The sequence below is a fragment of the Symbiobacterium turbinis genome (assembly GCF_055383075.1).
In genome coordinates this window covers 1,521,366-1,535,657 of sequence record NZ_AP042433.1, presented here as the reverse complement: position 1 = coordinate 1,535,657, position 14,292 = coordinate 1,521,366, and the positions used below count along the sequence as shown (strand labels likewise).

The window sequence follows — 14,292 nt, the reverse complement described above, 5'->3', positions numbered from 1 at the left end:
AGCATGCGCCGATTCGACGCCGTGGTGGTGGGCGCCGGCTTCTCGGGGCTCTACATGCTCTACCGCCTGCGGGAACTGGGACTCTCGACCCGTGTCTTCGAAGCGGGCAGCGATGTGGGCGGCACCTGGTACTGGAACCGGTACCCCGGCGCCCGCTGCGACTCGGAGAGCCATGTCTACTGCTACTCCTTCTCCAGGGAGCTCCTGGAGGAGTGGGAGTGGTCGGAGCGGTACCCGGCCCAGCCGGAGATCCTGCGGTACCTGCAGCACGTCGCAGACCGGTTTGACCTGCGCCGCGACATCCAGTTCAACACCCGGGTCACCTCCGCGGCCTGGGACGAGGAGAAGGGCCTGTGGGAGATCCGCACGGACGACGGCGCGGTGACGTCCGCCCGGTTCTTCATCACCGCCGTGGGCTGCCTTTCGGCCGCGCACGTGCCGCACTTCCCCGGGCTGGAGTCCTTCCGGGGCAAGTGGTACCACACCGGGGAGTGGCCGCACGAGAAGGTGGACTTCACCGGCCAGCGGGTGGGGCTCATCGGCACCGGCGCGACCGGCATCCAGGTGCTGCCGGAGGTGGCCACGGAGGCCGCTCACGTCTACGTCTTCCAGCGCACCCCGAACTTCGCCATCCCCGGCCGGAACCGGCCGATGGACCCCGAGTTCCTGCGGGAGGTGAAGGCGAAGTACGACGAGATCTGGGAGACCGCCCGCCATTCCCCGGCCGGCCACTTCATGGTGCCGCCCGACCGGTCGGCCATGGCGGTGCCGCCCGAGGAGCGGCAGCAGATCTTCGCCGAGGCCTGGGAAAAGGGCGGCTTCTGGTTCCTCTTCGCCTTCAACGACCTCACCGTGAACCAGGAGTCCAACGACGCGGCGGCCGAGTTCATCCGCTCGTACATCCGGCAGGTGGTGAAGGATCCGCAGGTGGCTGAGCTGCTCACGCCCCGCGACCACCCCTTCGGCACCAAGCGGCCGCCGCTGGAGCACGGCTACTACGTGGCGTTCAACCGAGAGAACGTCACCCTGGTGGACGTTCGCCGTGCGCCGATCGTTGAGATCACCCCGACGGGGCTGCGCACGGAGGAGGCGGAGTACGAGCTGGACGCCATCATCTTCGCCACCGGGTTCGACGCCATGACGGGCAGCCTGCTGCGCATGGACATCTGCGGCCGAGAGGGTCTCTCGCTCCGGGAGAAGTGGGCGGAGGGCCCGCGCACTTACCTCGGCCTGGCCACCGCCGGCTTCCCCAACATGTTCATGATCACCGGCCCGCAGAGCCCGTCGGTCCTCAGCAACATGCCGGTCTCCATCGAACAGCACGTGGAGTGGATCGCCGCCTGCATCCGGCAGATGCTGGAGCGGGATCTGCAGGTCGTCGAGGCGCAGGAGCAGGCCGAGGAGGGCTGGGTGAAGCACGTCACGGAGGTGGCGGAGGCCACGCTCTACCCGAAGGCCAGCTCCTGGTACGTCGGGGCGAACATCCCCGGAAAGCCGCGCATCTTCTACCCCTACGTGGGGGGTGTCGGCAACTACCGGCAGATCTGCGACGAGGTGGCGGCGAAAGGCTACGAGGGGTTCGCCTGCAAGGCGGCAGGGTGACAGAAGGACCCGGGGCTCGGCGGCCCCGGGTCCGGTACTGCCTGCACGGCGTGGGGCGCCCGCCGCCCGGCGGCGCCTACTTCTCCAGCGCCGAGCGGAGCCGCCCGGCCAGGCTCTTCTCCAGTTCCACCTTCACGTAGGTGCCTTCCTCCCGGTGCTCCTCCGCCAGCACCCGTCCCCGCTCGTGGACCCACGCGACCCAGGATGACTGGGCGTAGGGGATCAGCGCCTCCAGCACCTCCCGCCGGTCCCGCAGGGCCTGCTGAATCGCCGCCTGCAGCCCGTCCAGGTTCTGCCCCAGCGCGGCGGCCACGGCCACCGCCCCGGGGGTCCGGCGCAGCAGGTGGTCCAGCTCGGCGGGATCCACGCGGTCCACCTTGTTATAGACGACCAGCGTCGGCTTGTCGCCCGCCCCCAGCTCCTCCAGCACCCGGTTCACCGTCGCCATCTGCTCGGCCCGCTTGGGGTGGGACGCGTCGACAACGTGCAGGAGCAGGTCGGCCTGGTTGACCTCTTCCAGGGTGGAGCGGAAGGCAGCCACCAGCTGGTGCGGCAGGTTGTGGATGAACCCGACGGTGTCCACCAGCAGGTAGGGCTCGCCCTCGGCGGGCTCCACCCGGCGCGTCGTGGCGTCCAGGGTGGCGAAGAGCCGGTCCTCGGCCAGCACGTCCGAGCCGGCCAGGGCCCGGTGCAGGGTGGACTTGCCGGCGTTGGTGTAGCCGGTGAGCGCCACCACCGGCACCGCGGAGGCCTTCCGGTCGGCGCGCATCCGGTCCCGGTGGGCCTTGATCTCCTCCAGCTCCCGCTTCAGGGTCGCCATCCGGTCGCGGATGCGCCGCCGGTCCACCTCGAGCTTGGTCTCGCCGGGGCCGCGGTTGAAGACCGTGCCGGCCGAGCCCGCCTGCCGGGACAGCTCGATGCCCTTTCCGGTGAGGCGCGGCAGCCGGTAGCCCAGCTGGGCCAGCTCCACCTGGAGCTTGGCCTCGCGGGTGCGGGCCCGGAGTGCGAAGATGTCGAGAATGACCGCCGTGCGGTCCAGCACCTGGCAGTCGATGATCTTCTCAAGGTTGCGCTGCTGCACCGGGGTGAGCTCGTCGTCGAAGATGACGAAGTCGAACTCCAGCTGTCGGCGCAGGAGCTCGATCTCCTCCGCCTTGCCCCGGCCGATGTAGGTGGCGACGTCGGGCGAGGGCCGGCTCTGCACCTCCCGGCCGACCACCGCGGCGCCGGCGGTGTCGACGAGCCGCGCCAGCTCATCCAGGGATTCGGCCGCGCTCCAACCGTCGCGGTAGGTCGCGGGCAGTTCCAGCCCCACCAGCAGGGCCGTGGCCTGTCGGTCGCGCACGCCAGTTTCGTTCATCGTCATGTATGGCCACTCCTCGTTCGATATTCGGATCCAGCTCTCCGGGGCCGTCGGCAGGCCGGACCCGTCCGAGGCTGCGGCGACTCGGGCACACAAAAAGGCCGCAGCCCCACCAGGGCCGCGGCCGCGTTGCCGTGACGAATCAGGCACCGCTACCGAGGGCGCGCCGGAGAGGGCTTGTGCATGTGGATCTCGCCGAACAGGCGCATCTTGATCCAGAACATGACACGTCCCCTCCTCCGTAAAGTCTGGCTCTATTCTACCTCTCAGGTGGAAAGAAAGTCAACGTACGCGTGACGCCTCCGGGCGTCGAACCTTTTGAGCGGCCCTGAAACTCTCTAGAACGCGAACTCTAAAGCGCGCGCAGGTGCAGCGGCGGCACCCGGCGAATGACTACCCGACGAGGAGGCGACCGCATGGTGAAGCGATCTACCCGTTCCGGTCTTATGCTGCTTCTTTGCTTTATGGTCACCCTGCTGTCGATCGCGTCGCCGGCGGTGGCGGCCACCAGCCCCGGCGGTGTCGTGGATGACCGCGCGGGCATCTTTTCCGCTGCGGAGCTGGCGCAGTTGGAGGACGAGCTGGCGGGCCGCCGCTTCGCCTACCGGGTGATCATCCTGGAGGAGGCCTTCGCCGGACCGGAGCCGGCCGATGCGGAGGCGCGGTTTCAGGCGATGGCCGACGAGCTGCTGGCCGACGTGCCCCGCGACGCGGTGCTGATCACCATCGCCATGAAGGAGGGGCTGGTCGACTTCCGGGCCTGGCGGGACGGCCCGGTGCAGGACGCCTACCGTGAGGCCACCGGGCGGGCCTTTGCCGACTCGATCGACCGCATCATGGACGCCTTCGTGCCCCGGGCGGCGGACGGCGACATGGCCGGCGCCATCGCCGCGGCGGCGGACCGCATCGAGACCCTGGCCGCGGCGCCGGCACAGCCTGCGCCCAGCCCGGGCGGGTCTGGCACTGCCCGGCCCTCGCCTGTTCCCGGCGCATCGTCGCCGGCGCCTTCACCCGGCCCGGGCGGATCGGCAGCGCCGCCGTCGGGCAGCGGCGGGCAGGCGCCGGGCGGGGCAGGGGCGCGTTCGGCAGGCCCGGGTCTCATCGGCCTCGTGCTCGCGGGGCTGGCGGCCCTTGTGGCGGCCGCGCTGGAGCTGGCGCTCTTTCTGCAGTACCGCCGCTCGCACCGGGCGTGCCTGGAGCTCAGGAACAGCTTCGTCTCGGGCCTGGTGAAGCTGCACGAGCAGGATCTGCCGCTGGCCCGGAACTACGACGGGCCGGAGACCCGTGACCACGTGCAGGCGGCCGCCGCCGCGGCCGACCGGGCCTTTGATGCCTACCGCGCCGGCAGCGAGAAGCTGGCCGAGGCGGAGCGGCTGGCCCGCCGCTGGCGCTTCGGCGCGGGCACACGGGCACTGGATCAGGTGCACAAGGCCTTTACCCAGGCGGCTGCCGCCAACCGCGAGGCGCAGGAGGCCTACGCGCCTGTCTCCGCGGCCGTCCACGGCTGGGAGGGCGCGGTGAGCGAAACGTCCACCCAGCGGGATCGGGCGGCCGGCGCCCTGGCCGACCTGCGGGGCCGTACCGGCTGGGTACTGGCTCACTTGCAGGAGCGGGTGGATGCCGCGGCACGAGTACAACAGGCGGCGGAGTCCGACCGGACCGAGGACCCGGTGCGGGCCCTGCGGCTCATGCAGGAGGCCGGCGAGGCCTTCGCGGCGGTCGGGGCCGACGTGGCCCGCCTCGCCGGGCAGCAGCAGGCTCATGCCGCACAGCAGCAGGACGCCGGGAAGGCCCGGGCCGAGATCGAGGAGGTCCGGGTGAGCCTGGGGTTGCGGTTCGTGGAGGAGGACCCGGTCCAGGCGCTGGAGCGTGCTCTCAAGCAGCAGGACCGGGCCGCCGAACGAATGGCCCTGGGCGATGTGGACGGTGCGCAGGAGGCGCTGGAAGGCGGACAGTCGGCCCTGGACGACGTGCGGGCGATCCTGGCCCGGTACCGGGAGGCCGTGGAGCAGTACCCGGCGAAGCGGCAGGCGCTGGCGGAGGGGGCCGGCTGGCTGGCCGGCAGCCAGGGCCCGGCCCGCGCCGTGATCGAGCAGCTGGCGGCCCGCTACGCGGCCGAGGACTGGGCCGACGTCCGGGACCTGCCGGAGGCCCTGGCCGACCTGGAGCGGCGGGCGCGCGCGGACCTGGAGGAGGCAGGGCGGCTGACGGAGCCGGATGTGCAGCGCTACCTGGAGGCCTACCGCCTGCTGAACGAGCGGCTCGCGGAACTGGCCGCACTGCGGGAGCGGGCCGAACTGCTGGCGGTGCGCCCCGACCGGCTGGCCGAGGCAGAGGGCGCCGCCCGCGAGCAGCTCGCCCGGGCCGAGCGGGAATGGGCGGCGGCGCAGGAGGTGGTGGCCCGGAACGGGCTCGTCCTGCCGCGCGACCTGGCCGAGCGGTGGAACCGCATCGACGGCTGGCTCGGTGAGGCGCGCCGCCTGCTGGCCGAGCGGCCGCTGCGGGTTGGCCGGGTCGGTCGCGAGGCTGCGGGCGCGCTGGAGATGGCGTCCGCTCTGCGCCGGTCGGCAGAGGAGCTGGCCCGCCAGGCGGAGAAGGCGCGGGCGCGGCTCAGGCAGGCCCGGGCCGAGGCCACCGCGGCGCTGGTCCACAGCCGGTTCCACCCGACGGCGGCAGCGGCGCTGCAGCGGGCGCTGGATGCCGGCGAACATGCCCTGGCCGCGGGCCGGTACAACCAGGCCCTCTCGGAGGCGGAGGCGGCCATACGTAGCGCCCGGCAGCTGGTGGCGGCCTACCAGCGCCACCTGGCCGAGGAGCGGCGCCGCCGGGAGGCCATGGCGGCGGCAGCGGCAGCGGCAGCAGCGGCCGCCCGGCGCAGCAGCGGCTCCCGCGGCGGCTTTGGCGGCGGCGGGTTCGGCGGAGGCTTCGGCGGCGGCCGGGGCTCGGGCGGCGGCGGCGGCTTCGGCGGGGGCCGGGGCTCGGGCGGCGGCGGCAGCTTCGGCGGGGGCCGCGGCTCGGGCGGCGGCGGAAGGTGGAAGTAGGGTTTGCACATGCTACGGGGGAAGCCAAACTGGCTTCCCCATCTGTGCTGTTTGGTGGTAAGGTAATGAAGGTAGATGGATCGACCGTCCAGTTAAGGGGGTTTTCGTTACCGTGCGAGTTTCCAGCTTGACACCGGAACTGCGCCAGGCTGCCGTGAACACCATCAAGATGCTGGCGGTGGATGCGGTGGAGAAGGCCAAGTCGGGCCACCCCGGGGCGCCGATGGGCTGCGCTGACATGGCTTTCGTGCTCTGGACCCAGTTCCTGCGGTTTGACCCGGAGAATCCGGAGTGGCCCAATCGCGATCGCTTCATCCTGTCCAACGGCCACGGGTCCATGCTGCTGTACGCCCTGCTCCACCTGGCCGGATACGACGTCGACATGGAGCAGATCCAGTCCTTCCGGCAGTGGGGCAGCCGCACCCCCGGGCATCCCGAGTACGGCCACACCCCCGGCGTTGAGGTGACCACGGGGCCGCTGGGCCAGGGCTTCGCCCACGCGGTGGGGATGGCGGCGGCGGCCGAAATGCTGGCCGCACGGGTGAACACCGTGGATTTCCGGCCCGTCGACCACTACATCTACGGCATCTGCGGCGACGGCGACCTGATGGAGGGGGTCGTGGCCGAGGCCGCCTCGCTCGCGGGCCGCTGGAAGCTGGGCCGGCTGATCTTCCTGTACGATGACAACGAGATCTCCATCGAGGGCAACACCGACATCGCCTTCTCCGATGACGTGAAGAAGCGGTTCGAGTCGTACGGCTGGCACGTGGACGAGTGCGACGGCCACGACCACGAGGCGATTGCGGCGGCCATCGAGCGGGCGCAGGCGGTGACCGACAAGCCCTCGTTGATCATCTGCCACACGGTCATCGGCCACGGGGCGCCCAACAAGGCCGGCAAGCCGTCCTCGCACGGGGCGCCGCTGGGCCCTGAGGAGGCCCGGCTCACCAAGGAGGCCGTCGGCTGGCCGCAGGAGCCCGCCTTCCTGGTGCCCGACGAGGTCAGGGCGTTCTTCGCCGAGCTGAAGGCGGAGAAGCAGGCCGAGGCCCGCCGGTGGCAGGAGCGCTTCGACGCCTGGCGGAAGGCCAACCCCGAGAAGGCGCAGCTCTGGGATCAGCACAAGAACCTGATGGTGCCGGCCGACCTGGACGCGCAGCTGGTGGAGGCGGCCAGGAGCGACAAGCCGCTGGCGACCAGGAAGCTGTCGGAGATGGTGATCCAGCGGGCGGCGGCCCTGGTGCCCAGCCTGGTGGGCGGCTCGGCCGACCTGGCGGATTCGAACCTGACCACCATCAAGGGCGGGGGCGACATCGGCCCCGAGGGCCGGATCGACGACTACGAGTTCTCCTGGTCGGGCCGCAACTTCCACTTCGGGGTGCGGGAGCACGCCATGGGCTCGATCGTCAACGGCGTTGTGCTCTACGGCGGCTTCCGGGCCTACGGGGCGACCTTCCTGGTCTTCTCGGACTACATGCGCCCCCCGATCCGCCTGGCGGCGCTGATGCAGGTGCCCTCGATCTTCGTCTTCACCCACGACTCCTTCTTCCTGGGCGAGGACGGCCCGACGCACCAGCCCATCGAGCACCTCTGGTCCCTCAGGATGATTCCGCACGTCACGCTCTTCCGCCCCGCCGACGGCGTGGAGACGGCCATGGCCTGGGCGTATGCGCTCATGGAGGCGAAGGGGCCGACGATGTTCGCGCTCACCCGGCAGAACGTGCCGCTGCTGCAGCGGCCCGAGGGCTTCGCGATCCGCGACGTGTGGAAGGGCGGTTACGTGATCTCCGACGCCGAGAACCCCGTGGCGACGCTGATCGCCACCGGCTCGGAGGTGGGGCTGGCCATCGAGGCGCAGAAGCTGCTCGCCGAGCAGGGCACCGCCGTGCGGGTGGTCTCGATGCCCTCGGTGGAGCTCTTCCTGCGGCAGCCCCGGGAGTACCAGGAGCAGGTGCTGGTGGGCCGGCTGGCCGCCATCGAGGCGGGCCGCACCGACGGCTGGTATAGGATCATCGGCCGGGATGGCCTGGCCATCGGCCACGAGGACTTCGGCGCCTCTGCCCCCGCCGGCGTGCTGGCGGAGAAGTTCGGGTTCACGCCGGCGCAGGTGGCCGCGCGTGTGGCCGAGTGGCTCGCGGAGTAGTGCAGGGCTTAACAGCGCTTCGGTATACGACTCGACCCCGGCCCCATGCGGGCCGGGGTCGATGATTCCGGGGATGATTCCGGTGATCAGCCAGCCAAGTAGATCAGGCGCAGACCCACCAGGTAGGTGGCCAGCAGGAGCCACATCTCCCAGTTGAACTTCCATTTCACCGCACGCTTGGGCAGGGTCAGGGCCACGATGACGATGCCGGACATCACCAGACCGACCAGGGCCGAGACCACCTGACCCGTGGTGCCGGTAGAGAGGATCGGCGTGCTGCCGGGCTGGAAGAGGTCGCTGACGACCAGGATGACCATGTTGAAGATGTTGCTCCCGAGCACGTTGCCCACCATCAGGTCGTAGGCGCCCATGCGGACGGTGAAGATCGTCACCGACAGCTCGGGCAGGGAGGTGGAGAGGGCCAGGAGCGTGCTGCCGATGAAGGTCTGGCCGAGGCCGGTGATGACGGCGATCTCGTCGGCCGCCTTGCTCAGGAACCAGCCGGCCACCAGGATGGCCAGCGCTGAGGCTGCGAACTTCAGCCAGACCTGGGACAGCGGTGTGGCGGGCTGGGCCTCGTGGGTGTCGGCAGTGGCCGCGATCTCCGCCTCCTGCTCGCTGCCGGGGAGCAGGCGCATGATGACGATGTAGAGCACGGCGATGAGCCACGTATCCAGGCCGGCGCCGAGAAACGAAGGGGCGGGCTGGGGTGAGAGAATGCTCAGCGCCGCGATGCCGCTCAGCATCATGCCCGTGGCGGCGGTGGTGACGTGCGATGACGATACGTTGGACAGGATGTGGCGCGCCGCGAAGATCTGGCCCAGCAACAGGAGGAGCATGTTGAAGATGTTGCTGCCGAACACGTTGCCCAGGGCCAGGTTGCCCGAACCCATGAAGGCCGCGGAACCGGAGGCGGCCACCTCCGGCAGCGACGTGGCGCCTGCCAGGAGAAGTGAGCCGATAAAGGCCCGGCCCAGCCCGGTTCGCTCGGCCAGCTCGTCAGACGCGTCGGAGATGGCGCGCCCGGCGAAGACGATGACGGCGGCACAGATGGCGAACAGGAGCCACGGGTTCATCGTGAATCACATCCTCTGCGAAGAGTTGAGAGATGCACTTTATCATGAGTATCTGCCAACAATTCTACCATATAACACCTGTCGGGGAGATGCCAGAGGGCACCGTGATTTACCCCCGCGACTGGGCCGCCGGCGCCTGCCGCAGCGGCACCGGCCGCACGATGCCGTGCAGCGGACCGAGCCGGGCCAGTTGCGCAGCCAGGAAGAAGCCCAGCTGCACCGCCGGGCCGACCCCCAGCACCACCGCCACGGTGCCCGCGCCCAGCGGACCGCCCAGCCACCAGCCGACCAGGGAGACCACCAGGTCGAGACCGTTCTTCACCACCGCGACGGGTAGGCCCAGCCGACGCGTCAGCCCGATCATGAGCGAGTCACGGGGGCCGGCGCCCAGGTCGGCGCTGGCGTAGAAGGCCGTGCCGACGCCGGAGACCAGGACGCCCGCGGCGAGCATCGCCCAGAGCCCGGCCGTGCTCTGGGGTACGGGCATGCGCTCCAGCAGGAACTGGAGGATCGGGCCGAACGAGAGCATGTTCAGCACCATGCCCAGGTTGGGCCGCATGCCCAGCAGCACGTCCAGCAGGATGATGAACGCGCCCATCACCTGCACCACCAGCCCCAGCGGGACGCCGGTCCGCCCGCTGATCCCCAGGTGCAGGATGTCCCAGGGCCCTGCACCCAGGCCCGGGGTGATGACCAGGGCGTATCCGAGGCATGTGATCACGATTCCTACGTAATACCAGACCAGCCGCGGAACGAAGCGATGCGGCATCCACCCACACCCCGCCCTGACCGTAATTACCTGAAGACCCCGGCCCACCGTAAGGCCGGGGTCTTCATTATGATACACGATTCAGTGCAGAATAGTAAATCACGCTTCGCTTTCCCGCCACGCGGGCCGTCGGACCAGCGCTGTGAGCCGGGCGCGGAGCCGCGAGCTCTCCCATTCGTGGCGGAACCAGATCACGGCGAGGCCGGCCGCGGTCGCGGCGGACCAGACCATCCCCACGATGCCCGCGTAGGGCAGCAGGGCAAGCGGCCCCGACTGGTGGAGCAGGGGGATGGCCCAGACCGCCAGAACGGCGGCGAGAATGTATCCGCAATCGGTGCAGATTCGCATCCAGCGCTGATAGCTCTTGTTCATCGGATCGCCTCCCCCAGGGCGCTTTCACCTCTTCTGACGTATGAGAGGGCTCCCGGGTTTCAGGCAGTGATTGGAAAATAAGTTCAATAGGGCCAAAGTTCCGAGGCCAGGTCCAGGAAGGCCTGGGCTGAGCGAGGCAGGGGGCGGTCCCGCCGCCAGGCCAGCGCAAGGGTCCGGGTGAGCGGCTCGCCCGCCAGCGGCACGAAGACCGGGGATGGCTGCAGGCTGCGGTCGGCGGCCATCTGCGGCACCAGCGTCACCCCGAGCCCTGCGGCCACCATCGCCTGGAGGGTCTCAATCTGTGCCGACTCGAAGGCGATTTGCGGCGAGAAGCCCGCAGCGTGGCAGGCGGCCAGCACCAGGTCCCGGAAGCCGTAGCCGGGCTTCATGACCAGGAAGGGCTCGCCGGCCACAGCCGAAAGCGGGACGGCGCGCGGGGGTTTCAGCGGGGGTTTCAGCGGGTGTTCCGGCGGCGTGGCCGGCTGGTGTTCCGGCGCCGTGGCCAGCGGGTGGTCCGGCGGCAGCGCCAGCAGGATCGGCTCGGTGAGCAGCGGCTGCCAGGTCAGGTCGTCGCTGCCCACCGGCAGCGTGGTCAGGGTCAGGTCCGTCTCGCCCGCCAGGGCCAGCTCGGTCAGCCGCTGGGTCGACTCCTCCCTCAGGGAGACCTGGATTCCCGGGTAGCGTTGCCGGAAGACGGTGATCGCCCTGGGCAGCAGGCGCGACCCGGTCATGGGCAGGCTGCCCAGCACCAGCCGGCCGGTGCGCAGGCCGATCCGCTCCTCCACCGCTGCCTTGGCGGCCTCCACCTGGCGCAGGATCGCCTCCGCGTGCGGCAGCAGCGCCTCGCCGGCGTCGGTGAGCCGCACCGGCGACCGGCTGCGGTCGATCAGCAGCGCGCCCAGTTCCGCCTCCAGCCGGCGGATCTGCTGGCTGAGCGACGGCTGGGCCACCATGTTCTCGGCCGCGGCCCGGGTGAAGTTGCGGTGCCGGGCCACGGAGACGAAGTAGCGCAGGTGGTGCAGCTCCACAGGAGCACCTCCATAGGCAAAACCTATCATCATCATAGTTATCATATGTTGGAGTTCTGGTGCAAGCCCAGGTATAAATGTGGGAAAGGGGTGATCGGCATGAGCGGACGGACCATGTTGGACAAGATCTGGGAGCGGCACGTGGTGCGACAGGAGCCCGGCCAGCCGGCCCTGCTCTACATCGACCTGCACCTGGTGCACGAGGTGACCTCGCCCCAGGCGTTCGAGGGGCTGCGGCTGGCGGGGCGGAAGGTCCGGCGGCCTGACCTCACCCTGGCCACCATGGACCACAATGTGCCCACGACCGACCGGTCCCAGCCCTTCACCGACGAGATCGCCGCCCGGCAGATGGCGGCCCTGGAGCAGAACTGCAGGGAGTTCGGCGTGCGGCTCTTCGACCTGCACAGCCCGTACCAGGGCATTGTGCACGTCATCGGTCCCGAACTGGGGCTCACCCAGCCGGGCATGACCATCGTCTGCGGCGACAGCCACACGGCCACCCACGGGGCCTTCGGCGCCCTGGCCTTCGGCATCGGCACCAGCGAGGTGGAGCACGTGCTGGCCACGCAGTGTCTGGTGCAGCACAAGCCGAAGGTGATGGAGATCCGGGTGAACGGCAAGCTGCCGCCGGGGACGACGGCGAAGGACCTGATCCTCGGCATCATCGGGCAGATCGGCACCGACGGCGCCACCGGCTACGTGATCGAGTACACCGGCGAGGCCATCCGCTCGCTCTCGATGGAGGGCCGGATGACCGTCTGCAATATGTCCATCGAGGCGGGGGCCCGGGCGGGGATGATCGCCCCCGACGAGACCACCTTCGCCTACCTGAAGGGGCGGCCCCACGCACCTCAGGGCGAGGCCTGGGAGGCGGCGGTGGCCGACTGGCGCACGCTGGCCTCCGATCCCGATGCGGTCTACGACCGGGTGGTGGAGTTCGACGCCGGCCAGCTGGTGCCCACCGTCTCGTGGGGCACCAATCCCGGCCAGGTGGTGCCGGTCACCGGCCGGGTCCCCGATCCGGCGGACTTCGCGGATCCCGCCCAGCGCAAGGCGGCGGAGGCGGCCCTGGCCTACATGGACCTGGAGCCCGGCACGCCCATCCAGGACATCCGCATCGACCGGGTCTTCATCGGCTCATGCACCAACGGGCGCATCGAGGACCTGCGGGCCGCCGCGGCGGTGGCGAAGGGGCGGAAGGTCGCCCCGGGGGTCCGGGCGATGGTCGTTCCCGGCTCCGGCCAGGTGAAGGCGCAGGCCGAGGCCGAGGGGCTGGACCAGATCTTCCGGGAGGCGGGCTTCGAGTGGCGTGAGGCCGGCTGCTCAATGTGCCTGGGCATGAACCCCGACATCCTGGCACCCGGCGAGCGCTGCGCGTCCACCTCCAACCGGAACTTTGAGGGCCGGCAGGGCAAGGGCGGCCGGACGCACCTGGTCAGCCCGGCCATGGCGGCGGCCGCGGCCATCGCGGGCCACTTCATCGACGTGCGGGAGATGCTGGCGGAAGGGAGTGTTGCGCGGTGAGGCCCTTCGTGCGTGAGACGGGGCACGCGGTGCCTTTGGACCGGGTGAACGTGGACACCGACCAGATCATCCCCAAGCAGTTTCTGAAGCGGATCGAGCGGACCGGCTTCGGCCAGTTCCTCTTTTACGACTGGCGCTACCTGTCCGACGGGTCGCCGAACCCTGAGTTCGTGCTGAACCGGCCGCAGTACAAGGGCGCGACGATCCTGATCGCCGGGCGGAACTTCGGCTCGGGCTCCTCCCGGGAGCACGCGCCGTGGGCGCTCACGGACTACGGATTCCGGGCGGTGATCGCCCCGTCGTTCGCGGACATCTTCTACAACAACTGCTTCCAGAACGGCCTGCTGCCGGTGGTGCTGCCGGAGGAAGCGGTGAACGAGCTCATGAAGCGGGCGCAGGAGCCCGGCTATCAGCTCACGGTGGACCTGGAGCGGTGCGTCGTGGAGGACGGGGAGGGCTTCCGCGCGGAGTTCGCCGTCGACGAGTTCCGCCGGCACCGGATGCTGCACGGCCTGGACGGGATTGGGCTCACGCTGCAGCATGAGGAGGAGATCGTCGCCTACGAGGCCCGGCGCCCGGCGTGGATGCCACGGACGACCGCGGGAGGGTAGGGCACCACAGGCGGTCCCGTGGGCGGCCCCCTGCGCAGAATCTGGGGCGGAGGCAAGCGCCTCCGCCCTTTGGCGTTGCGTCGGACGTTGTGCTACTCCACGATTGTACCGTCCTGAATGGTCAAGACGCGGTGGCATCTCTGCGCCAGGGACGCGTCATGCGTGGCCACTACGATGGTTGTATCCTTTCGCAACAGATGAAACAATAGGTCCATCACCTGGTCACCGGTGTCCCGGTCCAACGCTCCGGTGGGTTCGTCTGCGAGGATGATATCCGGGTAGTTGATCAGGGCGCGGGCGATCGCGACCCGCTGGCGCTGGCCGCCCGACAGGGACTCGACGTAGTGGTCGGCCCGATCGCTCAGCCCGACTTGGCCGAGCGCCTCGAGGGCGCGGTACCGTGCCTGACGGAAGGTCGTACCCCGGTGAACCAGGGGGAGGGCCACATTTTCCCACGCCTTGAGGCCCGGAACGAGGGCGAAATCCTGGAACACGAAGCCGATTCGCTGGCTGCGGAGGGCGGCAAGCGCCCGATCGTCCGTCCACGGGATCTCCGTCCCATCCAGCAAGTATGTGCCTGAGGTAGGCCGGTCCATGCAGCCCAGGATATGGAGCAGCGTTGACTTGCCCGATCCGGATCGGCCGACCAGGGCCACGGCCTCACCGCGTTCGATGATCAGGTTCACTTGCCTGAGGGCGATGACCTCGTTGGGCTGGCCCGGGTTGTGGACCTTGGTGAGGTCGCTGAGTTGAATCAACGTCATTC

The 14,292-nt window shown here is 69.9% G+C and carries 11 protein-coding genes; 5 read left to right on the top strand and 6 right to left on the bottom strand.

The window, feature by feature from the left end; all coding sequences use genetic code 11:
- Positions 1 to 3 precede the first annotated feature (3 nt).
- Positions 4 to 1,602: a flavin-containing monooxygenase gene (locus ACZ45O_RS07475; protein ID WP_464857059.1), complete on the top strand. Its 1,599-nt coding sequence runs from the start codon at positions 4 to 6 to the stop codon at positions 1,600 to 1,602.
- Positions 1,603 to 1,678: 76 nt separating this feature from the next.
- On the opposite strand, the gene hflX is transcribed toward ACZ45O_RS07475, so the two are convergent.
- Positions 1,679 to 2,968, bottom strand: coding sequence for a GTPase HflX (gene hflX / locus ACZ45O_RS07470; RefSeq protein WP_464857057.1), 1,290 nt, complete (start codon positions 2,966 to 2,968; stop codon positions 1,679 to 1,681).
- A 413-nt stretch (positions 2,969 to 3,381) separates the two neighbouring features.
- Between hflX and ACZ45O_RS07465 the strand changes: the two genes are divergently transcribed.
- Together ACZ45O_RS07465 and tkt are read left to right on the top strand one after the other, a co-directional pair.
- Positions 3,382 to 6,006 (top strand): coiled-coil domain-containing protein, encoded by a 2,625-nt coding sequence (locus ACZ45O_RS07465; protein WP_464857055.1) that lies wholly within the window; start codon positions 3,382 to 3,384, stop codon positions 6,004 to 6,006.
- Positions 6,007 to 6,133: 127 nt separating this feature from the next.
- A complete protein-coding gene (gene tkt, locus ACZ45O_RS07460) occupies positions 6,134 to 8,146 on the top strand; it encodes a transketolase (RefSeq protein WP_464857053.1) in 2,013 nt (670 codons plus the stop codon).
- An 86-nt stretch (positions 8,147 to 8,232) separates the two neighbouring features.
- Here the strand turns inward: tkt and ACZ45O_RS07455 are convergent, their stop codons facing one another.
- The 4 genes from ACZ45O_RS07455 to ACZ45O_RS07440 all read right to left on the bottom strand — a co-directional run bounded on the left by ACZ45O_RS07455 (position 8,233) and on the right by ACZ45O_RS07440 (position 11,391).
- Positions 8,233 to 9,222, bottom strand: a complete 990-nt coding sequence (locus tag ACZ45O_RS07455; protein WP_464857051.1) for a sodium:calcium antiporter — start codon at positions 9,220 to 9,222, stop codon at positions 8,233 to 8,235.
- A gap of 109 nt (positions 9,223 to 9,331) precedes the next feature.
- Positions 9,332 to 9,991, bottom strand: a complete 660-nt coding sequence (locus ACZ45O_RS07450; protein WP_464857049.1) for a YczE/YyaS/YitT family protein — start codon at positions 9,989 to 9,991, stop codon at positions 9,332 to 9,334.
- Positions 9,992 to 10,090: 99 nt separating this feature from the next.
- A complete protein-coding gene (locus ACZ45O_RS07445) occupies positions 10,091 to 10,363 on the bottom strand; it encodes a hypothetical protein (protein WP_464857047.1) in 273 nt (90 codons plus the stop codon).
- 83 nt (positions 10,364 to 10,446) lie between these two features.
- Positions 10,447 to 11,391 (bottom strand): LysR family transcriptional regulator, encoded by a 945-nt coding sequence (locus ACZ45O_RS07440; RefSeq protein WP_464857045.1) that lies wholly within the window; start codon positions 11,389 to 11,391, stop codon positions 10,447 to 10,449.
- A 99-nt stretch (positions 11,392 to 11,490) separates the two neighbouring features.
- Here ACZ45O_RS07440 and leuC point away from each other — a divergent pair, with 99 nt between their 5' ends.
- Together leuC and leuD are read left to right on the top strand one after the other, a co-directional pair.
- Positions 11,491 to 12,915, top strand: coding sequence for a 3-isopropylmalate dehydratase large subunit (gene leuC / locus ACZ45O_RS07435; RefSeq protein ID WP_464857043.1), 1,425 nt, complete (start codon positions 11,491 to 11,493; stop codon positions 12,913 to 12,915).
- Positions 12,912 to 13,526, top strand: coding sequence for a 3-isopropylmalate dehydratase small subunit (gene leuD / locus ACZ45O_RS07430; RefSeq protein ID WP_464857041.1), 615 nt, complete (start codon positions 12,912 to 12,914; stop codon positions 13,524 to 13,526). Before leuC ends, leuD begins: the two co-directional genes overlap by 4 nt.
- Positions 13,527 to 13,618: 92 nt before the next feature.
- On the opposite strand, the gene ACZ45O_RS07425 is transcribed toward leuD, so the two are convergent.
- Positions 13,619 to 14,290, bottom strand: a complete 672-nt coding sequence (locus tag ACZ45O_RS07425; protein WP_464857039.1) for an ABC transporter ATP-binding protein — start codon at positions 14,288 to 14,290, stop codon at positions 13,619 to 13,621.
- Between the last annotated feature and the right edge of the window lie 2 nt (positions 14,291 to 14,292).